This window comes from Streptomyces polyrhachis, from assembly GCF_042663125.1.
Taxonomy (GTDB): domain Bacteria; phylum Actinomycetota; class Actinomycetes; order Streptomycetales; family Streptomycetaceae; genus Streptomyces; species Streptomyces polyrhachii.
On sequence record NZ_JBHSZO010000022.1, the window covers coordinates 25,535 to 46,603 of the forward strand.

Here is a 21,069-nt window from a genome sequence, read left to right on the forward strand (position 1 = left end):
GGCGCGATCCGTGGGCGCGTACGAAAATGGTGCGGGACGGAACAGCGGTGGCGCGGGCATCCTCCCGGGCCGCCGGCCGCGACACCGACTTCTCCCGGGAGGACCCCTGTGAGCAAGCACCGCGACGTGTGGCCCGCGCTGGTCTACGACACGCTGGCGCCGATGATCCAGTACGTGAACCGGCTGGTGCAGATCGGCAGCAAGTACACCCTCGACGAGCCCTTCGAGCCCGGCTGGGGCGCCATCGTGCTGGAGGTCACCCCGCGCGGGCTGCGCACCCCCGTCTACCGGCTGGACGGGCACACCTTCACGGTGCACTACCGGCTGCTCGACAACGACGTGGTCATCGAGTCGGACAACGGCAGCCGCACCCTGCCGCTGCGCACCGGCACGGTCGCCGTCTTCTACGCGGACTTCGTGGCCGCGGTGGAGGAGCTGGGCATCGACCCGCCGAAGTCCTCGCTGATCTGCGAGATCCCCGGCTCCGTACCGCGCTTCGAGGACGACAAGCTGCAGCGCAGCTGGGACCCGGAGGCGGCGCGGACGATGTGGGAGGGCTACGACCTGGTCGCCGGCGCGCTGGAGCAGTGGCAGGCGCCCTTCCTGGGCCACCGGCCGCCGGTCGGCGTGATGTGGGGCGGCTTCGACCTCTCCGCCACCCGCCACCGCCCCGTCCCCACCACCCCCGTGGCCGGCCGGCCCGCCTTCCTGCAGAACGGCGAGCTGTACGAGTACGTCTCGGTGGGCTTCTCGCTGGGTGACGCCGCGCACAAGGGCGCCTACCTCTACGCGTACATCTGGCCGCAGCCCGACGGGCTCGAAGGCCGCGAGTGGGGCGTGGCGGGCGCGAACTGGATCGAGAAGGAGGGCCTGGTCGTGCTGCCGTGGAACGCCCTGCGCGCCACGGACGACCCGCACGCCGCCGTGGTCGACTTCGGCAACGCCGTCTACGAGGCGGCGGTGGCGACCGCGGGCTGGCCCGCGAACCTGATCGGTCCGGTCTGCGACGGCTGGCACATGTCGACCACGCATCCGACGGGTCACCCCCGCTGAGCGGTCCCTTCGTGCGTCCCGGCCGTCGTGCGGCGGCCGGGACGGGGCACGAGGCACCCGGAATGCGTGCTTCCCGGGTCAGGTTCTAGCCTGGGAGGCCGCGGTCCGGTTCGTACACGTGCCGAGGAGACCGTCCGGGAACAGGAACGAGGCAGGCACCATGGTGGATCCGGTGACGCTGGACGGCGCGAGTGCCGTCGGTGAGTTCGACGAGAAGCGGGCCGAGAGCGCCGTACGCGAACTGCTCATCGCGGTGGGCGAGGACCCGGAGCGCGAGGGCCTGCGGGAGACGCCGGCGCGGGTGGCGCGCGCCTACCGGGAGATATTCGCGGGTCTGCGGCAGCAGCCGCAGGACGTGCTGACCACCACCTTCGACCTCGGGCACGACGAGATGATCGTGGTCAAGGACATCGAGCTGGTCAGCATGTGCGAGCACCACCTGCTGCCCTTCCACGGCGTCGCGCACGTCGGCTACATCCCGGCCGAGAGCGGCAAGATCACCGGGCTGTCCAAGCTGGCCCGGCTGGTGGACGTCTTCGCCCGCCGCCCGCAGGTGCAGGAGCGGCTGACCACGCAGATCGCGGACAGCCTGATGGAGATCCTGGACGCGCGCGGGGCGATCGTCGTGATCGAGGCGGAGCACATGTGCATGTCGGTGCGCGGCATCCGCAAGCCGGGCGCCAAGACGACGACCTCGGCCGTGCGGGGGCAGCTGCGCGACGCGACGACGCGGGCCGAGGCGATGAGCCTGATCCTCAACTGACGCGCTGAAGACCGGACTTCGCGGTCTATCCCGGTACGGAGTCCAGGCGTACGTCCGCGCGGCGTACGGCCTGGGCGTCCGACTCGATCGAGCGGCGCAGGGCCTCGTGCAGCCGGGCCGGGGTGAGGATGCCGCGGAAGTGGCCGGAGGTCTCGTCGACCACGGCGATCCAGCCGGCGTCGTACTGCAGCATCGCGGCGAACGCCTGCTTCAGCGAGGCGCCCACCGGCAGCCACGCCTCCATCCGGCGGGCGTGGGCGCGGACCTCGCCGCCGTCCGGGGCCGCCGCCAGGGAGTCGGCGGCCACCCAGCCGTGCAGGACGTCCGCGTCGTCCAGCACCACCGCCCAGCGGGCGCCTTGGGCGCGCAGCCGGGCGGCGGCGTCGGCGGCCGGGTCGTCGAGGTGGACGACGAGGGGGCGCTCCAGGTCGTCCTCCTCGATCGCGGTCACCGACAGGCGCTTCAGGCCGCGGTCGGCGCCGACGAAGTCCGCCACGTACGCACTGGCGGGGGCGCCCAGGACCTCGGTGGGCGGGGCGAACTGCTCGATCACGCCGTCGCCGAAGACCGCGATGCGGTCGCCGAGGAGGACGGCCTCCTCGATGTCGTGGGTGACGAAGAGCACGGTCTTGCGCACGGCCGCCTGGAGCTTCAGGAACTCGCTCTGCAGGCGCTCGCGCACCACCGGGTCGACCGCGCCGAAGGGCTCGTCCATCAGCAGCACCGGCGGGTCGGCGGCCAGCGCGCGGGCGACGCCGACGCGCTGGCGCTGGCCGCCGCTGAGCTGGTCGGGGTAGCGGTCGCCGTAGACGCAAGGGTCCAGGCCGACCAGGTCCAGCAGCTCGCGGGCGCGCTCGCGGCGCCGGGCCCTGGGCCAGCCGAGCAGGTGGGGGACGGTGGCGGTGTTCTCCAGCACGGTGCGGTGCGGGAAGAGGCCGGTGGACTGGATGACGTACCCGATGCGGCGGCGCAGCTCGACCGGGTCGCCGGCCATGACGTCCTCGCCGTCGACGAGGATGCGGCCCTCGCTCGGCTCGATGAGGCGGTTGACCATCTTCATCGTGGTGGTCTTGCCGCAGCCGGACGGCCCCACGAGGGTGACCAGCTCGCCCGCGGCGACCTCGAAGGTGAGGTCCCGCACGGCCGTGGTGCCGCCGGGGTAGCGCTTGGTCACGTGCTCGAATCGGATCATGCTGCTCCATCGTCGCGTCGCCGGCTCCGTGGTGGGCTGTTCCCGTGGGGAACCATGAAGCCTGTATTACCGCTGTGCTCCACCGTAACCGGCTTGTCAGTGGTGGCGGATAGGGTCGTGGGCGACGGGAGGACAGTGAGCCACACCACTGGCCGAGGACGGTTCGCGGGGGCGGACCCGGGGGAGGAGGGCTGGGATGGAGAGTGGGAACTGCCTGGTCGCGAACGACTGGATCTGCGGCGAGTATCTGCGCACGCGGAGCCAGGAGATCACCGACGCGACGGTGCAACACCTGTGGATAACCGGGGTGTCGGTGCTGCTCGGCGTTCTTGTCGCCTTTCCGCTCACGCTGCTCGCGCGCCGCTTCCGGGCCGCGCGCGGGCCGGTCTTCGGGCTGACGACGCTGCTCTACACGGTTCCTTCGCTGGCGATGTTCTCGCTGCTGCTGCCCGTGTTCGGTATATCCCCGGCGGTGGTCGTCACGGGGCTGGTGCTGTATTCGCTGACGATCCTGGTGCGCAACTTCCTGGCGGGCCTGGACTCCGTGCCCGAGGACGTGCGCGAGTCGGCGCGGGGCATGGGGTACGGGCCGGTGCGGCTGCTGGTGCGGGTCGAGCTGCCGCTCGCGCTGCCCGCCGTGCTGGCCGGCCTGCGGATCGCCACGGTCTCCACCATCGCGCTCACCACGATCGGCTCGATCATCGACTACGGGGGGCTGGGCAATCTCATCGAGTCGGGCCGCGCCTCCAACTTCCGGGCCGAAGTGCTCACCGCCTCCGTCATCTGCGTGCTGCTCGCTTTCGCCGCGGACGCCGTGCTGCTGCTCATAGGCCGCCTCCTCACGCCGTGGAAGCGGGCGCGCGCGGCGGAGGGGGTCTGAGATGGACGCGGTCACCGGGGCCTGGGAGTGGCTGGCCGACGGCGCCAACTGGACGGGCCCGGACGGTGCTTGGACCCGGCTGCTGGAGCACCTGTACCTGAGCGGGGTCAGCCTCGCCGCGGCCTGCGCGCTCGCGCTGCCGCTCGCGATCTGGCTGGGGCACCTGGGCCGCGGCGGGGCGCTCGCCGTCAACGTGGCCAACATCGGCCGTGCGGTCCCGACCTTCGCCGTGCTCTCCCTGCTGTACGTCACGCCGCTGCGGACGGCCGGTGAGCTGCCGGTCGTCATCGCCCTGGTGCTCTTCGCGATCCCGCCGCTGATGGCCAACGCCTACGTCGGGATGCGCGAGGCCGACCGCGACGTGGTGGACGCCGCGCGCGGGATGGGCATGTCCGGCGGGCAGCGGCTGCTGCGGGTCGAACTCCCGCTGGCCTTCCCGCTGATCATCACCGGGGTGCGTTCGGCCGCCGTGCAGGTGGTGGCCACCGCCACCCTGGCGGCGATCCCCGGCGGCGGCGGGCTGGGCCGCATCATCACCGCCGGCTTCCGCACCTACGACACCCCGAAGGTGGTCGCTGGCGCGCTGCTGGTCGCGGCGCTGGCACTGCTGGTCGAGGGCTCGCTCGTGGCCGTTCAGCGCCTGCTCGACCCGATGCGGCGCCGGACGCGGCCTCGGGCACGTCGGGCCGCGGACCTCCCGGGGTCAGCCGGGCCGGTGCGGGCTTCGCAGGCCGACACCCTTGTTCGTACAGCTGATTGACTGGATGGAGTTACCTGATGTTGAAGAAGCGGATCCGCCTGGCAGGTGCCGCCCTGGCCGCCCTCGTGCTGCCCGTGGCGCTGGCCGGCTGCGGTGGGGACAGCCTGGAGAAGTCCGGGGGCGGCGGGGACGGCAAGGGCGGGGGCAAGACCCTCGTCGTCGGGGCGGCGGGCTTCACCGAGGCGCAGGTGATGGCGGAGCTGTACGCGCAGGTGCTCAAGGACGCGGGCTTCAGCGCCTCCGTCAAGAAGCTCACCAACCGCGAGCTGTACGAGCCGGAGTTGGAGAAGGGCGGCATCGACGTCGTCCCGGAGTACGCGGCGACCCTCGCGGAGTTCCTCAACGCCAAGGTCAACGGCCCCGAGGCGCCCGAGAAGGCGCCCGTCGCCTCCAACGACGCCGCCGCGACCGTCGCGGCGCTGCGCAAGCTCGCCGGGCCGCGCGGCCTGACCGTGCTGGACGCGGGGGACGCCGTCGACCAGAACGCCTTCGCCGTGAGCAGGGAGTTCGCGGACAAGCACGGCCTCAAGACGCTCTCCGACCTCGGCGCCGCCAAGCTGAAGGTCAAGCTCGCCGCCGGTGACGAGTGCCCGCAGCGCCCCTTCTGCGAGCCGGGGCTGGAGAAGACCTACAAGATCGACATCACCGCCGTGGACCCCAAGGGCGTCGGCACCCCCGAGGCCAAGCAGGCGGTGCAGGACGGCGTCGACCAGCTGGTGCTGACCACCACCACCGACGCCACGCTGGAGCAGTACGGCCTGGTGCTGCTGGCGGACGACAAGGGGCTGCAGAACGCCGACAACATCGTCCCCGTGCTCAACACCAAGGAGGCGAGCGACCCCAAGGTGGCGGCCGCGCTGGGCACGTTGACCTCCACGCTCACCACCGAGGACCTCATCGGGCTGAACCGGAAGGTCGACGCCGACCGGGAGAAGCCCGCCGACGTCGCCACGGCGTATCTGGAGGAGAAGGGACTTCTCGGCGCTGAATAGCCGATTGGGGGCAGGGATGGGTAACCAGCGGGAAACGATCTCGAAAGCAGGTCCCCGTATAGCACATCCGAGCGGTATCTTTCCGCCCATGTCACGTGGACGCCACCGCTTCTCCTCCCCCGCGCACCGGCTGCTCGCGCCGTCGCTGCTCGCGATCTGCGCGTTCTCCTGCGCTGCCGCCGCCTTGTTCGTACGGGACGGCGAGGCGGCGGTGCTCAGGGCGCTGGTCGTGGTGGCCGCGGTCGCGGCGGTCGCGGGTGCGAGCCTGCTGCGCGTCCTGGACCGCGTGGCCTCCCTGAAGCTCAAGGAGGCCGTCGGTGCCCGCATCCGCGAGGAGCTGGAGCACGAGGAGGCCGTGGCGCGGCTGGAGGCCGAGCAGGAGGCCGAGCTGACGGAGAGCCGCGACATCCGCAAGGCCGTGGAGCAGCGACTGCGCACGGCCACCGCTGAGTTGGAGCGGATGCGCTCGGAGCACGCGGCGCTGCTGCGCCGGTACGCCACCGCCGAGACGGAGCGGGCCGGCGTGCTGGAGAGCCGCCGGCTGCTGGAGCTGGAGACCCGCAAGCAGCCGATCGCGCTCCCGGCCGCCTCCGCGGACCGCTTTCCCACCGGGGCGCCCACTCCGGCGGCTTACCTGCGGGCCTCGGTGGCGCTCAGCAGCCTTGCCGGCCGGGCGGCCGAGGGGGAGCGCGGGCGGGCCGGGGAGGACTTCGACTACTTCGGCTCCGGTCGGGCGCACGGGCCGGCGCAGAGCGCCCCGCACCTGCCGGCGGCGCAGGGGGGCCGTCCGCTGCCGGGCACCCCGTGGTCCACGCCGAATCCGCCGGCCCCCGGGACGCTCGTACCTCCGGCACGCCCCGAGGGGGCGGGCCCGGCGGACGGCGACCCTCCGGTCGTGAGCGCGGCCGTGCAGCGCCGCCCGCAGGGCGCGATCAGCCGGGTGATCGACCTGGCGGTGTCCTGAACGGCGGGGCATGAACGGCGGGCGCAGAAGGGCGACTTGAGGCCGCCCGCCGGCTATGTGCCGCCTCTCTGTCGCCTCCCTGTCGCCTACTTGTCGATGTCCCCGACCACGAAGAACATCGACCCCAGGATCGCCACCATGTCGGCGACCAGCGTCCCCGGCAGCACCCGGGTGAGCGCCTGGATGTTGTTGAAGGACGCGGTGCGCAGCTTCAGCCGGTACGGGGTCTTCTCGCCCGTCGACACCAGGTAGTAGCCGTTGATGCCCAGCGGGTTCTCGCCCCAGGTGTAGGTGTGGCCCTCGGGCGCCTTGACGACCTTGGGCAGCCGCACGTTGACCGGGCCGGGCGCCAGCTCCGCCAGCCGGTCCAGGCAGGCCAGGACGAGCGCCAGGGAGTTGTGGGTCTGCTCCAGCAGCACCTCGAAGCGCGCCAGGCAGTCGCCCTCCTTGCGGACGGCGACCTTCAGTACGTCCTGCAGCTGCGGGTACGCCAGGTACGGGTCGTCGCGACGCAGGTCGAAGTCGACGGCGGAGGCGCGGGCGATCGGCCCGCTGATCCCGTACTCGTACACCAGCGGGGTGGCCAGGACGCCGACGCCGCGGGTGCGGGCGCGGAAGATGTCGTTGCCGAGGACCAGGTCGTCGTAGACGCCCATCCGCCCCGCGACGGCGTTGACGACCGCGCGGGCGCGGCCCGTCCAGCCGGCCGGGAGGTCCTCCTTGATGCCGCCGATGCGGTTGAACATGTAGTGCATCCGCCCGCCGGTGGCCTCCTCCATCAGGGCCTGGAGGTCCTCGCGCTCGCGGAAGGCATGGAAGATCGGGGTGATGCCGCCCAGTTCGAGGGGGTAGGAGCCGAGGAACATCAGGTGGTTGAGGACCCGGTTCAGCTCGGCGAAGAGCGTGCGGATCCACACCGCGCGCACGGGCACCTCCATGCCGAGCATCCGCTCCACGGCCATCACGACGCCCAGTTCGTTGGAGAACGCCGAGAGCCAGTCGTGGCGGTTGGCGAGCATCACGATCTGCCGGTAGTCGCGCACCTCGAAGAGCTTCTCCGCCCCCCGGTGCATGTACCCGATCACGGGCTCGGCGGAGACGATCCGCTCCCCGTCCAGGACGAGCCTCAACCGCAGCACGCCGTGGGTGGAAGGGTGCTGCGGACCGATGTTGAGCACCATGTCGGTGGCCTCACCGGCACCACCGACGCCGACCGTCGTCGTCTCCGTCATGCGGCCCAGTGTGCCAGGGGCCCGCGGGGCGGTGACCGGCGCACCGGCCGCCGTCTACCGCAGGTCGTCGTCATCCGGCAGCCGGCACACGCGCTCCAGGAGGAACGCCGCCGCGATCACCAGCCACCCCGCCGCCGCGGCCAGCCCCGCGTACAGCACCTGCTGCCCGCGCCCGGCGACCCCGTCGATGAGCAGGAAGACCGCGCACCCGCCGTACAGCCCCGCCACCAGCGCGGCGACGTACGCACTGGCCTGCCCGAGCACCACCGCCCGCGCCGCCATCAGCGGGTCGACGCCCTTGGCGCCCGCCTCCCGCTCGCGCTGGGCGGCCAGCCGGGCCCGCAGCGAGAGCGCGGTGGCCAGGAGCACCGTGGCGATCAGCGCCAGCACCACCGGCGCGGCGACCGGCACGCCGGGCAGCGTCCCCAGCTGGCTCCACAGCCGGGCGACCGCCCAGCCCAGCACCCCGGCCACGGCGAACAGCCCGGCCAGCACCCCGATCCTCATCTGCCCCACGCCGCCTCGCGCCCTTCGCCCGCCGAATCCGATACCGACCGCCGTCACTCCGGCAGCCGCAGCTCCAGATCGGGCCGCGGCGCCACACCCTCGTCGCCGACGACCCGGAGCAGCTCCGCGACCGGCCCGTGGCCGGGCAGCTCCGCCGCCGGCTCCACGTCGTACCACGGTACGAGCACGAAGGCGCGCTCATGCGCGCGCGGGTGCGGCAGCGTGAGCTGCGGATCGTCGGAGACGACGCCCTGGTAGGCCACGATGTCCACGTCCAGCGTCCGCGGCGCCCAGCGCTCCTCGCGCACCCGCTCGAACGCCTCCTCGATCGCGCCGGCGCGCTCCAGCATCGAGGACGGCGGGAGGGTGGTCTTCACCACGACGACCGCGTTGAAGTACGAGGGCTGGCTGCCCGGCTCGACGCCCCACGGCTGCGTCTCGTACACCGGGGAGACGGCCTTGACCCGCACGCCCGGGGTGTCCTCCAGCGCGTCGACCGCGCCCTGCAGGGTCTCCAGCCTGTTGCCCAGGCTGCTGCCGAGGGACAGGACGGCCCGTTTCGGGTTGTGCAGGGTGGCGTCGGCCGCGTCCACCTGCTGGACGACGGAGAGGGGCACGGGCTGCACGGTCGGGTCGCTGCGGTTCATGCGCATCCTCGGGTGGTGGCGGGTGGGGGGACGGGGTGCGGGCGTCAGCCCTGGCGGCCGCGGGTGATCGTGATGGTCACGTCGTCGAACGGGACCGTGATGGGCGCGTCCGGCTTGTGGACGACGACCGTCACCTCGTGCACCGCCCCGTGCTTCAGGCACTGCGCGGCGATGCGCTCGGCCAGGGTCTCGATGAGGTCGACGGGCTCGCCCTCGACGACGGCCACGACCTCCTCGGCGACCACGCCGTAGTGCACGGTCCGCGCGAGGTCGTCACCGGCCGCCGCGGGGCGGCTGTCCAGGGACAGCTCGACGTCCACGACGAAGGTCTGACCCTCCTCGCGCTCGTGCGCGAAGACGCCGTGGTGCCCTCTGGCTCTGAGCCCGTGCAGGGCGACCTTGTCCATCGTGTGCGGCCGGACCTTTCCTCGGGAATGAACGCGCTCGAACCAGCGGGCGAACATTCGGCTTGTACGCGAGGCTACCCGCAGGCGCTGACAGCCCCCCGGGGAGTGACCTCGGCGGCGCTTACCCCGTACGGGCCTGCGGCACCCCTACCCCGGCGGAGGACGACCCGAACGGACGCACCGGTACGGGCGGAGGGCGATCGTCCGCCCGGGGTCAGCGGCCGTCCGCGACATCCTCCAGGGCGCGCGCGACACGGACCGCGTCCGCCGAGGCCCGTACCTCGTGGACGCGCACCGCCCAGGCCCCGGCCCGCGCCGCCAGCGCGGTGACGGCCGCCGTCGCGGCGTCGCGCTCGCGGGCGGGCGGGGGCGCCGCCCCGCCGTCGCCGAGGACGCGGCCCAGGAAGCGCTTGCGGGAGGCCGCGACCAGCAGCGGGCGGCCCAGCGCGGCGCGCAGCCGGTCCAGGCCGGCGACCAGCGCGAGGTCGTGCTCGGCCCGCTTGGCGAACCCCAGGCCCGGGTCCACGACGATCCGCTCCGGCGCGATGCCGCCCGCGACGGCCGCCTCGACGCTGCGGGCCAGCTCCGCGGTGACCTCCGCGACGGTGTCGCCGTAGACGGCGCGGTCGTTCATGTCGACGGACTGCCCGCGCCAGTGCATGACGACGAACGGGACCTCGGCCTGCGCCACCACGCGGATCATGTCGGCGTCCGCGCGGCCGCCGGAGACGTCGTTGACCAGGGCGGCCCCGGCCTCGACGGCGCGGGCGGCGACGCGGGCGCGCATGGTGTCGACGGAGACGGTGAGCCCGGCCTGTGCCAGCCCGCGCACCACGGGGATGACGCGGCGCAGCTCCTCCGCCTCGTCCACGCGCACGGCGCCCGGGCGGGTGGACTCCCCGCCGACGTCCACCAGGTCGGCGCCGTGCGCGGCGAGGTGCAGGCCGTGCTTGACCGCCGTCCGGGGCTCGAACCACAGGCCGCCGTCGGAGAACGAGTCGGGGGTGACGTTCACCACGCCCATCACCGCGCAGCGGTTCCATGCGGGCAGTCCGGTCACCTGGCCACGTACGTCGTTCATGCCGCCAGGGTATGCGGGCACCCCGGCGGGCGCGCCGCTCAGGCGGGGGCCGCGAGGGCCGGCGGCAGGGGCGCCGAGACCGCCTCGGCCAGCCACGTGAAGGCGCCCAGGCCCGCGGGGTCGAGGAGCTCGGCCGCCTGGGAGGCGCGGGACAGGGCCCGTACGTACTCCGCCGGATCCGCGGACGCCAGCGCCAGCGGCGGCCGGGCGGCGCTCACCCCCAGGGCCCGCAGGGCCTCGCGCTGCGGCAGCAGCCGCGCGCCCGGGCCGGCGCAGGCGTCCAGGGCCACGTGGGCGGTGAGGTCGCAGCCGCCGTCGGGGACGGGCGCCACCTCGCGGCCGGCGCGAAAGCCGGTGAGGGTGCCGTACGGGGGCCGGCCGGCGCGGGTGTGCGCGTAGTCGACCGCCACCGCGAGACCCCGGTCCAGGGCGCCGCGCGCCGCCGCCCACGCCGCGTCGCGGGGGGCGCCCAGCTCCACGCGCTCGCCGGGGGCGGCGGCGGGCCACCAGCGCGCCGCCCACGTCGCGTCCGCCTCCGTCAGCGCCGCGCCGGGCCGCTCCCGGCCGTCGGGGGCGACCTCGACGTAGCGCAGGGTGCCGTCGCCGCCGGCCTCCGCGAGGTCCAGGGGTACGTTGTCCAGCCACTCGTTGGCGAAGAGCAGCCCGGTGACCCCGGCCGGGAGCGACGCCCGCCAGTCGATCCGGGGGTCCAGGCCGGGCGGGCGGTCGGCCAGCTCCACGGCGTACGGGCGGACGGTGCCGGGGCCCTCGTACAGCTCCAGCACCGCGGTCAGCAGCTCGCCGCGTCCGGCGCCCACGTCCACCAGGTCGATCGAGGCGGGCGAGCCCAGCCCCTCGGCGACCTGCCGCAGCAGGGCCGCCACGGCCCGCGCGAAGAGCGGCGAGGCGTGGACGGAGGTGCGGAAGTGGCCGGCCGGGCCGGGGCCGGGACGGCGGTAGAAGCCGTCGGGCCCGTAGAGCGCGCGGTGCGCCGCCGCGCCCCATCGCTGCCACTGGTCACCGGTCACGGGGACAGGGTAGGGGGAGGGGGCCCCGCGTCGTACGGGGCGTCCAACCTGAGCAGTACACGTATCGCCCAGGGATCGGCCCCCCGGCGGACTCTGCGGGAGCCTCCCCGTGCCTACCCTGGGTGACGTGCAACGCGTATACGATTTCCTGCGGCGCCACCCGACGCTGGTGGACAGCTTCTGGGCCCTGTGCCTGGGGCTGATGTCCAGCATGTTCTTCGTTGCGCTGACCATCCACCCCCAGCAGAGCGGCGGCGAGCACATCCCGCGCGGCGACCTGCAGATCGGCGTCGCCGCCGCCATCGCCCTCGGGTACTGCGCCACCGTCGCCCTGCGCCGCCGCTGGCCCAGCGCGATGGTCGTCACCGTCACGGTGCTCGGACTGCTGCAGCTCGCCTTCGACACCTGGTGGTCGCCGGCGAACTTCGCGATGCTCATCGTCATCTTCACCGCCGCCGCCCGCGACGTGACCTGGGCCTCGCGCTGGGCGCTGATCGGCGGCGCCCTCGCCCCCACCATCGCGGAGCTGCGCTGGCCCGAGCGCGGCCAGAGCCTCGCGGGCATGATCGCCTCGGTGGTCTTCATGACGGTGGCGTTCCTGATGGCCTGGGTGCTGGGCGACTCGATGCGCACCCGCCGCGCCTACTACGCGCAGCTGGAGGAGCGCGCCCACCGGCTGGAGCGGGAGCGCGAGGCGCAGTCGCGGATCGCGGTGGCCGCCGAGCGCGCCCGTATCGCCCGCGAACTGCACGACGTGGTCGCGCACAACGTCTCCGTCATGGTCGTCCAGGCCGACGGCGCCGCCTACGTCCTGGACACCGCCCCCGACCAGGCCAAGGCCGCCCTGACGACCATCTCCGCCACCGGCCGCCAGGCCCTCACCGAGATGCGCAGGCTGCTGGGCGTGCTGCGGACCGACGAGCGCGGCAAGGGCGCCCCCGGCAGCGCGGCGTACGTCCCCCAGCCCGGCGTCGAGCAGCTCACCGAGCTGGTGGAGCAGGTCCGCGGCGCCGGTCTGACGGTCGACTTCACGGTCGAGGGCACGCCCTGCGAGCTGCCCAGCAGCGTGGAGCTGACCGCGTACCGGATCGTCCAGGAGGCGCTGACCAACACCCGCAAGCACGGCGGCCCGCAGGCCGGGGCGACGGTGCGGCTGACGTACGGCGAGGACGGCGTGCAACTGCTGGTCGAGGACGACGGCCGCGGCGCGGGCCGCGAACTGTACGAGGAGGGCGGCGAGGACGGCCAGGGCCACGGCCTGATCGGCATGCGCGAGCGCGTCGGCATGGTCGGCGGCGTCCTGGACGCGGGCCCGCGCCCAGGCGGCGGCTTCCGGGTCACCGCGCTGCTGCCACTGCCGTGGGCGGCCTGAGAGCCGGCCGCCCTTACCCAGCAGGATGTTCCGCCCGGGGTGTCAGCCCCCACCCAGCAGGACATTCCGCCCGGGGTGCCAGCCCCCCACCCAGCGACTACTTTGCGCCGTATGTACCTGCTCCTCGGCAGCGGCGCCTTCCTCACCCTCTTCGCGCTCAGCATGCGCAAAGAACGCCGCCGCTTCCGCAACGCCGTCTTCCTGGGCCTGGCCCTCTCGCTGCTCACGCTCTACGCCCTGGTGCTGCTGGACGAGCGCGGCGGCGGCTGGAGCGCACTGGTGGGCTGGACGGTCCTGCTGCTCCCGCTGGCGGCCTCGCTCCTCCTGGCCGTCGGACTGATCGCCAACGGGATCACCGTGGTACGCCGCGAGGGCCGCTCCCTGGGCCACCTGCTCTCCCTGCTGGCCGGAGTGCTGATCATCGGCGCCCTCGCCCTCCTGGGCGCCGCGCTCCTGGCCCGCGAGGTGGCACTGACGGCGACCGCGGTGGCAGTGGCCCTGCTCCTGGGCTACTTCGCCTTCCTCTTCACCAGTTTCGTCCTCTACGGCGTCCTGTACGGCAACTTCCCCACCCGCCAGGACGCCCAGAGCGTCATCGTGCTGGGCTCCGGCCTGGCGGGCGGCGAACGGGTGACCCCGCTGCTCGCGGCCAGGCTGGAGCGCGGCCGGACGGCGTTCGACGCGCTGAAGCCGCCCGACGGCGAACCGGTCCTGGTGGTCTCCGGCGGCCGGGGCGGCGACGAGCGGATCTCCGAGGCCCGCGCGATGGCCGACTACCTGCGCGCCCGCGGCTTCCCCGGCGACCGCCTGCTGCTGGAGGACGCCTCGCGCAACACGTACGAGAACCTGGAGCTGAGCCGCCGCCTGCTGGACGAGAAGGGCTTCCCGGGCCCGAGCCTGGTCGTCACCAACAACTTCCACGCCCTGCGCGCCGCGCTCCTCTCCCGCCGGCTCGGCCTGAAGGCGCAGGTGCTGAGCGCGCCGACGGCCGCGTACTACTGGCCGACCGCGGTGATGCGCGAGTTCCTGGCCTTCCTCTCCCTGCACAGGAAGGCCAACCTCGCGGTCTGCGTGGCGATCGTCGGCGCGGTGGCGCTCTCCGCGTGGGCGACGGGCTGACCGCCGCCTCTCCGCCCACAGAGGTACGCGGCCCCTCCCCGGGGCTGATGCCCGCGGCTGCGCGACGTCCGTACCCTGACCGGTATGGGAGACAGCGCGGACCGGATCAGAGTGATGCTCGTAGACGACCAGGCGCTGCTGCGCACGGGCTTCCGCATGGTGCTGGCGGCCCAGCCCGACATGGAGGTCGTCGCCGAGGCGGGGGACGGCGTCCAGGCGCTGGAGGTGCTGCGCACCACCCCGGTGGACGTGGTGCTGATGGACGTACGGATGCCGCGCATGGACGGCGTGGAGGCGACCCGCCAGATCTGCGCAGGGGGCGACGACGCCCCGAAGGTGCTCATCCTGACCACGTTCGACCTGGACGAGTACGCCTTCTCGGCCCTGCGCGTGGGCGCCAGCGGCTTCATGCTCAAGGACGTCCCCCCGGACGAACTGCTGACGGCGATCCGCGCGGTCCACCGCGGCGACGCGGTGGTGGCCCCCTCCACCACCCGCCGCCTCCTGGACCGCTTCGCGGCGATCATGCCGGCCACCACAGGCGAAAAGGCGCACCCGGGCCTGTCCCGCCTCACGGACCGCGAACACGAGGTCCTCCTCCTGGTGGCGCAGGGCCTGTCGAACGGCGAGATCGCCACCCGACTGGTCCTCTCCGAGGCAACGGTCAAAACCCACGTAGGCCGCATCCTGACCAAACTGGGCCTGCGCGACAGAGTCCAAGCAGTAGTCCTAGCCTACGAAACGGGCCTGGTCCGAGCCGGAGGCTGACCCCACCCCAAGAACGCACACCGAGCGCACCCGCACCCGCCCACCCGTGGGAGGGGCCCGGAGCGACGACTCCGAAAAGACGCACCGCAACGCAGGCCCCCGACAGAGCAGCAAATCGACCGATGGCAAGTCAATCCCTATGGCTTTTCGGAGTTGTCGCGGAGAGGCCCCGCCCCACAAGCACGAAGCCCCCGCCCCAGCGACGCGAAGCACCCCGCCCCACGGAAGCGCGAACGCGAAGAGACCCCACCCCCGATGCGCGAGGCGACCTCGCCCACACCCAGCACCCCTCCACCCCCTCGCGTACGATTGACGAGAAGTCCGGTACCCCAGAGGACTGGAACGGAAGGCCCCCGTGACCCCCACCCCGCCACCCCCCCCGGACGCCCCCGGCGAAAAGCCCGCGCGCCTGCGCGTAGGCGTCATCGGCGCCGGCCGGGTGGGCCCCGCCCTGGCGGCCTCGCTGGAGCTGGCCGGCCACCACCCGGTCGCGATCAGCGCGGTCTCCGCCGCCTCACGCGCCCGCGCGGAGACGCTGCTCCCCGACGCGGAGATCACGGACCCGGCCACCGTGCTGGCCCGCGCCGACCTGGTGCTGCTGACCGTCCCCGACGACGTGCTCCCCGGCCTGGTGGACGGCCTGGCGACCACCGGCGCGTTCCGCCCCGGCCAGCTGCTCGTCCACACCTCGGGGCGGTACGGCGCGGCGGTGCTGGCCCCCGCGGTCCGCGCCGGCGCACTGCCGCTGGCCCTGCATCCGGCGATGACCTTCACCGGGACCGCCGTGGACGTACAGCGCCTGGCCGGCTGCGCCTTCGGCGTCACGGCGCCCGAGGAGCTGCGCCCCGCCGCCGAGGCGCTGGTGGTGGAGATGGGCGGCGAGCCGGAGTGGATCGCGGAGGAGGCCCGCCCGCTCTACCACGCGGCGCTGGCCCTGGGCGCGAACCACCTGGTCACGCTGGTCGCGCAGGCCAGGGAGCTGCTGGAGAAGGCCGGCGTGCAGGCCCCCGAGCGGGTCCTGGGCCCGCTGCTGGGCGCGGCGCTGGACAACGCCCTGCGCAGCGGCGACGCGGCGCTGACCGGCCCGGTGGCCAGGGGGGACGCCGGGACGGTACGGGCGCACATCGAGCAGCTGCGCACCCACGCCCCGGGCGCGGTGGCCGGCTATCTGGCGATGGCGCGCGCCACCGCCGACCGGGCGCTGGCGGCCGGCCTGCTCAAGCCGGAGCTGGCCGAGGACCTGCTGGACGTCCTCGCGGACGGAGCCCGCCGGTGACGTACGAAGCCGGAACCGAAGCCGGGACCCACGAAGCCGAGAGGCCCCCGATGCCACCCGCCCCCGCCCTGGCCCGCACGGAGCGGGAGTACGCGGCCGCACGGTCCGCCCGCAGCGGCGAACTGGCCGTCGTGATGACCATGGGCGCCCTGCACGAGGGCCACGCCTCCCTGATCCGCGCCGCCCGCGACCGGGTGAAGAACGGCCGCGTCGCGGTCACGGTCTTCGTCAACCCGCTCCAGTTCGGCGCGGGCGAGGACCTGGAGCGCTACCCGCGCACGCTGGAGGCGGACCTGAGGCTGGCGGCGGAGGCCGGCGCCGACGTGGTCTACGCCCCGGCCGTCGAGGAGGTCTACCCGGGCGGCGAGCCGCAGGTGCGGATCACCGCGGGCCCGATGGGCGAGCGGCTGGAGGGCGCCTCCCGCCCAGGCCACTTCGACGGCATGCTCACCGTCGTCGCCAAGCTCCTCCACCTCACCGCGCCCGATGTCGCGTTCTACGGGGAGAAGGACGCCCAGCAGCTCGCGCTCATCCGCCGGATGGTCCGCGACCTGAACTTCCCCGTGGAGATCGTCGGCGCCCCCACCGTACGGGAGGACGACGGCCTCGCCCTCTCCTCCCGCAACCGCTACCTCGCCCCCGCCGAGCGCACCACCGCCCTGGCCCTCTCCCGGGCGCTCTTCGCGGGCCGCGAGGCGCTGACGACGGCGGACGGCGGTACGGGAGCCACCCCGGCGGCGGTACGGGCAGCGGCCCGCGCCGTGCTGGCGGAGGCGGCCCGCCTCGACCCCCCGCCGGCCCTGGACTACCTCGCGCTGGTCGACCCGGCGGACTTCACGGAGATCGCCGGGGACCACACGGGCGAGGCGGTGCTGGCGGTGGCGGCGAAGGTGGGCGCCACCCGGCTCATCGACAACGTCCGCCTGACGTTTCCCGGCCCACCCGCCCCACCCACCCCCGACACCCACGCCGGAGGCCCCGCATGACCGGTACCGGTATACGCCTCACCGCCCCCGCCCCCGGCTGGTCCATCGAGGCCGACGTGGTCGTCGTCGGCTCCGGGGTGGCCGGTCTCACCGCCGCGCTGCGCTGCGGCGCCGCGGGGCTGCGTACCGTCGTGGTCACCAAGGCGCACCTCGACGACGGCTCCACCCGCTGGGCCCAGGGCGGCATCGCCGCGGCCCTGGGCGAGGGCGACACCCCCGAGCAGCACCTGGCCGACACCCTGGTCGCGGGCGCCGGGCTCTGCGACGAGAAGGCCGTGGGCCTGCTGGTCACGGAGGGCCCCGAGGCGGTGCGGCGGCTCATCGCCGCCGGCGCCCACTTCGACGAGGACGCCGCCGGCGCGATCGCCCTCACCCGCGAGGGCGGCCACCACCGCCGCCGGATCGCCCACGCGGGCGGCGACGCGACGGGCGCGGAGATCTCCCGCGCCCTGGTCGAGGCGGTCCGCGAGGCCGGTATCGCGACGTTCGAGAACGCCCTGGTCCTCGACCTGCTCAAGGACGGGGCGGGCCGCACGGCGGGCGTCACGCTGCACATGATGGGCCAGGGCGCCCGCGACGGCGTCGGCGCGGTGCACGCCCCCGCCGTCGTGCTGGCGACCGGCGGCATGGGCCAGGTCTTCTCCGCCACCACCAACCCGGCCGTCTCCACCGGCGACGGCGTCGCCCTCGCACTGCGAGCCGGGGCGGAGGTCTCGGACCTGGAGTTCGTCCAGTTCCACCCCACGGTCCTGCACCTGGGTCCCGACGCGCAGGGCCAGCAGCCGCTGGTCTCCGAGGCGGTACGGGGCGAGGGGGCGTACCTGGTCGACGCGGCCGGCGAGCGCTTCATGCTCGGGCAGCACGAGCTGGCCGAGCTGGCGCCCCGCGACATCGTCGCCAAGGCGATCATGCGGCGGATGCGCGAGCAGGACGCGGAGCACATGTACCTCGACGCCCGCCACTTCGGCGCGGAGATGTGGGCCACCCGCTTCCCCACGATCCTCGCCGCCTGCCGCGACCACGGCATCGACCCGGTCACCGAGCCGATCCCGGTCTCCCCGGCCGCGCACTACGCCTCCGGCGGGGTGCGCACCGACCTGCGCGGCCGCACCACCGTCCCCGGCCTGTACGCCTGCGGCGAGACGGCCTGCACGGGGGTGCACGGCGCCAACCGCCTGGCGTCGAACTCCCTGCTGGAGGGCCTGGTCTTCGCGGAGCGCATCGCGGAGGACGTGGTGGTGGGCGGTATCGCGGGAGCCGAAGCCGAAGCCGAAGCCGAAGCCCAAGCCGAAGCCGAAGCCGAAGCCGAAGCCGAAGCCGAAGCCGAAGCCGAAGCCGAAGCAGCGGCAGAAGCAGAAGCCGGAACCAAAGCCCCCCCACCCCCCACCCTCCCCGGCGACCGCCTCCTCCCCCCCGAGGCCCGCGCCGCGATCCAGCGGACCATGACCCGGGGCGCCGGCGTCCTCCGCAGCAGATCGAGCCTCGCCACCGCCACCGCGGAACTGGAGCACCTGCGCCGCGAGCCCGAGCGCACCCTCGCAGCCACCGCCCTGACCACCCCCGGCCTCCCCTGCGTGGAGACCTGGGAGGCCGCCAACCTGCTGCTCGTCGCCCGCGTCCTGGCCGCCACCGCGACCCGCCGCGAGGAGACCCGCGGCTGCCACTGGCGCGAGGACCACCCCGACAGCGACGAGGCGCAGCGCCACCACCTCCTCGTCACCCTCGCCCCGGACGGCTCGCTGCGGATGACCGCCACCGAGTCGACGGCGTTCCCGCCCACCAGGCCCGAGACGCCCGAGACACAGCTCGCCGCCCCCGCCCGCCCGCACGCCGCCGCCACCCAGGAGTCCCAGTGACCACGCCCACGCCCGACCGCCCCCAGCCCGTAGAACTGACCCTGCTGCCCCTGGGCGGCCGACCCGGCACCGACGACGACGGCGGAGGCTGCGGCGCCGCCTGCGGCTGCGGGACGGACGCCGGCGAGGTCTACGAGCACCACCCCCTGGAGTGCGGCCTCGACCCCGACCTCGCCCAGCTCCTCGCCGACGCCGGCCTGGACCCCGTCCAGGTCGAGGACATCGCCCACCTCGCCATCGAGGAGGACCTCGACAACGGCGTGGACGTCACCACCGTGGCGACGATCCCCGAGGACGCGGTCTGCACCGGCGAGTTCACCGCCCGCGAGGACGGCGTCGTCGCCGGCCTGCACATCGCCGAGGCCGTGCTCTCCGTGGTCTGCACCGACGAACTGGAGGTCGACCGGCACGTCGAGGACGGCGACCGCGTCACCGCCGGCCAGGTCCTGCTGACGGTCCGCACCCGCACCCGCGACCTGCTCACCGGCGAGCGCAGCGCCCTCAACCTCCTGTGCCGCCTCTCGGGCATCGCCACCGCCACCCGCCGCTGGGCCGACGCCCTGGAGGGCACGGGCGCGCAGGTCCGCGACACCCGCAAGACCACCCCGGGCCTGCGCGCCCTGGAGAAGTACGCGGTACGGGCCGGGGGCGGCGTCAACCACCGCATGTCCCTCTCCGACGCGGCCCTCGTCAAGGACAACCACGTGCTCGCTGCCGGCGGCGTCGCCGAGGCGTTCAAGCTGGTCCGCGACGAGTTCCCCGACCTCCCCGTCGAGGTCGAGGTCGACACCCTGCACCAGGTCCGCGAGGCCCTCGACGCGGGCGCCGACCTCATCCTGCTGGACAACCTCACCCCGGCGGAGACCGCCGAGGCCGTCGCCCTGGCCCGTACGCACGCCGGGGACGGCGCGATCCTGGAGTCCTCCGGCCGCCTCACTCTGGACAACGCCCGCGCCTACGCCGAGACGGGCGTGGACTACCTCGCGGTCGGCGCCCTCACCCACTCCGCGCCGATCCTGGACATCGGCCTGGACCTCGTCGCGGAGGCCCCCGAGGCCCCCGAGGGAGAGGGCGCAGAAGCCGTAGGGGAGCACGCCTGATGCTGCTGACCATCGACGTCGGCAACACCCACACCGTCCTGGGCCTCTTCGACGGTGAGGAGATCGTCGAGCACTGGCGCGTCTCCACCGACCCCCGCCGCACCGCCGACGAGCTGGCCGTACTCCTCCAGGGCCTGATGGGCATGCACCCGCTGCTCGGCGAGGAGCTGGGCGACAACATCGAGGGCATCGCGATCTGCTCGACCGTGCCCTCGGTCCTGCAGGAGCTGCGCGAGGTCACCCGCCGCTACTACGGCGACGTGCCCTCCGTGCTGGTCGAGCCGGGCGTGAAGACCGGCGTGCCGGTGCTGATGGACAACCCCAAGGAGGTCGGCGCGGACCGGGTCATCAACGCCCGCGCCGCCGTCGAGCTGTACGGCGGCCCGTGCGTCGTCGTCGACTTCGGTACGGCCACGACCTTCGACGCGATCAGTGCCCGCGGGGAGTACGTGGGCGGGGTGATCGCCCCGGGCATCGAGATCTCCACCGAGGCCCTGGGCGTACGGGGTGCGCAGCTCAGCCGGATCGAGATCGCCCGCCCCCGCAGCGTCATCGGCAAGACCACGGTCGAGGCGATGCAGTCCGGCATCCTCTACGGCTTCGCGGGCCAGGTCGACGGCATCGTCAACCGGATGGCCGTGGAGCTGGCGGACGATCCGGACGACGTCACGGTCATCGCCACCGGCGGCCTGGCCCCGATGATGCTGGCGGACTCCACGGTCATCGACGAGCACGAGCCCTGGCTCACCCTGATCGGCCTGCGCCTGGTCTACGAAAGGAATGTGGCTCGACCGGGGAAGTGAATACGGGCAGGCCGGGTGGGTGGGTTCGGCCGAGTGGCAGCCGGGGTGGGACGGGGGCGGGGCAGGGTAGCGGTTCGGGGGTGCGACCCGCCCGGAGGCGGACAGGTGAGCGCGCGCCTCACGCGCGATCACCCCGTAGGGGCCTAAAGTCGGATTATGCCGACGCCATACGGTCTGCGAGGCGGTCTGATCTTCGGTCCGGAGGGGCTGTCCATGCCCCGCCGGTGCGAGAGCCTGGCGGCGCGGGGCGCGGCTGAGAGGTTGTCGGGTGATTCCGCCCGCA

21 protein-coding genes are annotated in these 21,069 nt (G+C 73.9%); 14 read left to right on the plus strand and 7 right to left on the minus strand.

Features of this window, described 5'->3' with window-relative positions; all coding sequences use genetic code 11:
* The first annotated feature begins 108 nt into the window (after positions 1-108).
* Entirely contained in the window at positions 109-1,053 is a 945-nt protein-coding gene (locus ACFQLX_RS15430) for a DUF5996 family protein (RefSeq protein WP_386415369.1), read from the plus strand.
* A gap of 160 nt (positions 1,054-1,213) precedes the next feature.
* Positions 1,214-1,816 carry a GTP cyclohydrolase I FolE gene (gene folE, locus ACFQLX_RS15435; RefSeq protein ID WP_386415372.1) on the plus strand — a complete coding sequence of 201 codons (603 nt, stop codon included), beginning with the start codon at positions 1,214-1,216 and terminating at the stop codon, positions 1,814-1,816.
* A 25-nt stretch (positions 1,817-1,841) separates the two neighbouring features.
* Here the strand turns inward: folE and ACFQLX_RS15440 are convergent, their stop codons facing one another.
* The gene (locus tag ACFQLX_RS15440; RefSeq protein ID WP_386415374.1) at positions 1,842-3,008 is read right to left on the minus strand and encodes an ABC transporter ATP-binding protein; all 1,167 of its coding nucleotides are present in this window, start codon (positions 3,006-3,008) and stop codon (positions 1,842-1,844) included.
* Between the two features lie 196 nt (positions 3,009-3,204).
* On the opposite strand from ACFQLX_RS15440, the gene ACFQLX_RS15445 reads away from it, so the two are divergent.
* The 4 genes from ACFQLX_RS15445 (at position 3,205) to ACFQLX_RS15460 (ending at position 6,604) form a co-directional block, all read left to right on the plus strand.
* Positions 3,205-3,888 carry an ABC transporter permease gene (locus tag ACFQLX_RS15445; protein WP_386415377.1) on the plus strand — a complete coding sequence of 228 codons (684 nt, stop codon included), beginning with the start codon at positions 3,205-3,207 and terminating at the stop codon, positions 3,886-3,888.
* 1 nt (position 3,889) lies between these two features.
* The gene (locus ACFQLX_RS15450; RefSeq protein WP_386415379.1) at positions 3,890-4,648 is read left to right on the plus strand and encodes an ABC transporter permease; all 759 of its coding nucleotides are present in this window, start codon (positions 3,890-3,892) and stop codon (positions 4,646-4,648) included.
* A gap of 17 nt (positions 4,649-4,665) precedes the next feature.
* Positions 4,666-5,640, plus strand: coding sequence for an ABC transporter substrate-binding protein (locus ACFQLX_RS15455; protein WP_386415382.1), 975 nt, complete (start codon positions 4,666-4,668; stop codon positions 5,638-5,640).
* Between the two features lie 88 nt (positions 5,641-5,728).
* The gene (locus ACFQLX_RS15460) at positions 5,729-6,604 is read left to right on the plus strand and encodes a hypothetical protein (RefSeq protein WP_386415384.1); all 876 of its coding nucleotides are present in this window, start codon (positions 5,729-5,731) and stop codon (positions 6,602-6,604) included.
* Between the two features lie 86 nt (positions 6,605-6,690).
* Here ACFQLX_RS15460 and ACFQLX_RS15465 read toward each other — a convergent pair whose 3' ends face one another.
* The 6 genes from ACFQLX_RS15465 to ACFQLX_RS15490 form a co-directional block, all read right to left on the minus strand.
* On the minus strand, positions 6,691-7,836 hold the full coding sequence (locus ACFQLX_RS15465) for an NADH-quinone oxidoreductase subunit D (protein WP_386415387.1): 1,146 nt from the start codon (positions 7,834-7,836) through the stop codon (positions 6,691-6,693).
* Between the two features lie 54 nt (positions 7,837-7,890).
* Positions 7,891-8,343, minus strand: coding sequence for a DUF3180 domain-containing protein (locus tag ACFQLX_RS15470; protein ID WP_386415536.1), 453 nt, complete (start codon positions 8,341-8,343; stop codon positions 7,891-7,893).
* Between the two features lie 53 nt (positions 8,344-8,396).
* Entirely contained in the window at positions 8,397-8,996 is a 600-nt protein-coding gene (gene folK, locus ACFQLX_RS15475; RefSeq protein WP_386415390.1) for a 2-amino-4-hydroxy-6-hydroxymethyldihydropteridine diphosphokinase, read from the minus strand.
* Between the two features lie 38 nt (positions 8,997-9,034).
* Positions 9,035-9,397 carry a dihydroneopterin aldolase gene (gene folB / locus ACFQLX_RS15480; protein ID WP_386415392.1) on the minus strand — a complete coding sequence of 121 codons (363 nt, stop codon included), beginning with the start codon at positions 9,395-9,397 and terminating at the stop codon, positions 9,035-9,037.
* Positions 9,398-9,611: 214 nt separating this feature from the next.
* The gene (folP, locus tag ACFQLX_RS15485; RefSeq protein ID WP_386415395.1) at positions 9,612-10,478 is read right to left on the minus strand and encodes a dihydropteroate synthase; all 867 of its coding nucleotides are present in this window, start codon (positions 10,476-10,478) and stop codon (positions 9,612-9,614) included.
* Positions 10,479-10,516: 38 nt separating this feature from the next.
* A complete protein-coding gene (locus ACFQLX_RS15490; protein ID WP_386415397.1) occupies positions 10,517-11,506 on the minus strand; it encodes an SAM-dependent methyltransferase in 990 nt (329 codons plus the stop codon).
* A 127-nt stretch (positions 11,507-11,633) separates the two neighbouring features.
* On the opposite strand from ACFQLX_RS15490, the gene ACFQLX_RS15495 reads away from it, so the two are divergent.
* The 8 genes from ACFQLX_RS15495 to ACFQLX_RS15530 all read left to right on the plus strand — a co-directional run bounded on the left by ACFQLX_RS15495 (position 11,634) and on the right by ACFQLX_RS15530 (position 20,786).
* Positions 11,634-12,878: a sensor histidine kinase gene (locus ACFQLX_RS15495; RefSeq protein ID WP_386415400.1), complete on the plus strand. Its 1,245-nt coding sequence runs from the start codon at positions 11,634-11,636 to the stop codon at positions 12,876-12,878.
* A 111-nt stretch (positions 12,879-12,989) separates the two neighbouring features.
* The gene (locus ACFQLX_RS15500) at positions 12,990-13,997 is read left to right on the plus strand and encodes a YdcF family protein (RefSeq protein ID WP_386415402.1); all 1,008 of its coding nucleotides are present in this window, start codon (positions 12,990-12,992) and stop codon (positions 13,995-13,997) included.
* A gap of 84 nt (positions 13,998-14,081) precedes the next feature.
* Positions 14,082-14,765 carry a response regulator gene (locus ACFQLX_RS15505; protein ID WP_386415404.1) on the plus strand — a complete coding sequence of 228 codons (684 nt, stop codon included), beginning with the start codon at positions 14,082-14,084 and terminating at the stop codon, positions 14,763-14,765.
* Between the two features lie 355 nt (positions 14,766-15,120).
* Complete coding sequence (locus ACFQLX_RS15510) at positions 15,121-16,041, plus strand: Rossmann-like and DUF2520 domain-containing protein (protein ID WP_386415406.1); 921 nt, start codon at positions 15,121-15,123, stop codon at positions 16,039-16,041.
* A 50-nt stretch (positions 16,042-16,091) separates the two neighbouring features.
* The gene (gene panC / locus ACFQLX_RS15515; protein ID WP_386415409.1) at positions 16,092-17,027 is read left to right on the plus strand and encodes a pantoate--beta-alanine ligase; all 936 of its coding nucleotides are present in this window, start codon (positions 16,092-16,094) and stop codon (positions 17,025-17,027) included.
* A complete protein-coding gene (locus ACFQLX_RS15520) occupies positions 17,024-18,883 on the plus strand; it encodes an L-aspartate oxidase (protein ID WP_386415411.1) in 1,860 nt (619 codons plus the stop codon). The genes panC and ACFQLX_RS15520 overlap by 4 nt, the downstream gene beginning before the upstream one ends.
* Positions 18,880-19,983, plus strand: coding sequence for a carboxylating nicotinate-nucleotide diphosphorylase (gene nadC, locus ACFQLX_RS15525; protein WP_386415414.1), 1,104 nt, complete (start codon positions 18,880-18,882; stop codon positions 19,981-19,983). Before ACFQLX_RS15520 ends, nadC begins: the two co-directional genes overlap by 4 nt.
* Positions 19,983-20,786 (plus strand): type III pantothenate kinase, encoded by an 804-nt coding sequence (locus ACFQLX_RS15530; protein ID WP_386415417.1) that lies wholly within the window; start codon positions 19,983-19,985, stop codon positions 20,784-20,786. The genes nadC and ACFQLX_RS15530 overlap by 1 nt, the downstream gene beginning before the upstream one ends.
* Positions 20,787-21,069 lie beyond the last annotated feature (283 nt).

Bases quoted from the DNA above. Each gene is read 5' to 3' on its own strand.
- ACFQLX_RS15500 (WP_386415402.1), top strand. From the start codon at position 12,990: ATGTACCTGCTCCTCGGCAGCGGCGCCTTCCTCACCCTCTTCGCGCTC.
- ACFQLX_RS15470 (WP_386415536.1), bottom strand. From the start codon at position 8,343: ATGAGGATCGGGGTGCTGGCCGGGCTGTTCGCCGTGGCCGGGGTGCTG.
- folK (WP_386415390.1), bottom strand. From the start codon at position 8,996: ATGCGCATGAACCGCAGCGACCCGACCGTGCAGCCCGTGCCCCTCTCC.
- ACFQLX_RS15465 (WP_386415387.1), bottom strand. From the start codon at position 7,836: ATGACGGAGACGACGACGGTCGGCGTCGGTGGTGCCGGTGAGGCCACC.
- folP (WP_386415395.1), bottom strand. From the start codon at position 10,478: ATGAACGACGTACGTGGCCAGGTGACCGGACTGCCCGCATGGAACCGC.
- folB (WP_386415392.1), bottom strand. From the start codon at position 9,397: ATGGACAAGGTCGCCCTGCACGGGCTCAGAGCCAGAGGGCACCACGGC.
- panC (WP_386415409.1), top strand. From the start codon at position 16,092: ATGCCACCCGCCCCCGCCCTGGCCCGCACGGAGCGGGAGTACGCGGCC.
- ACFQLX_RS15450 (WP_386415379.1), top strand. From the start codon at position 3,890: ATGGACGCGGTCACCGGGGCCTGGGAGTGGCTGGCCGACGGCGCCAAC.
- ACFQLX_RS15445 (WP_386415377.1), top strand. From the start codon at position 3,205: ATGGAGAGTGGGAACTGCCTGGTCGCGAACGACTGGATCTGCGGCGAG.
- ACFQLX_RS15455 (WP_386415382.1), top strand. From the start codon at position 4,666: ATGTTGAAGAAGCGGATCCGCCTGGCAGGTGCCGCCCTGGCCGCCCTC.
- ACFQLX_RS15505 (WP_386415404.1), top strand. From the start codon at position 14,082: ATGGGAGACAGCGCGGACCGGATCAGAGTGATGCTCGTAGACGACCAG.
- ACFQLX_RS15440 (WP_386415374.1), bottom strand. From the start codon at position 3,008: ATGATCCGATTCGAGCACGTGACCAAGCGCTACCCCGGCGGCACCACG.
- folE (WP_386415372.1), top strand. From the start codon at position 1,214: ATGGTGGATCCGGTGACGCTGGACGGCGCGAGTGCCGTCGGTGAGTTC.
- ACFQLX_RS15460 (WP_386415384.1), top strand. From the start codon at position 5,729: ATGTCACGTGGACGCCACCGCTTCTCCTCCCCCGCGCACCGGCTGCTC.
- ACFQLX_RS15530 (WP_386415417.1), top strand. From the start codon at position 19,983: ATGCTGCTGACCATCGACGTCGGCAACACCCACACCGTCCTGGGCCTC.
- ACFQLX_RS15520 (WP_386415411.1), top strand. From the start codon at position 17,024: ATGACCGGTACCGGTATACGCCTCACCGCCCCCGCCCCCGGCTGGTCC.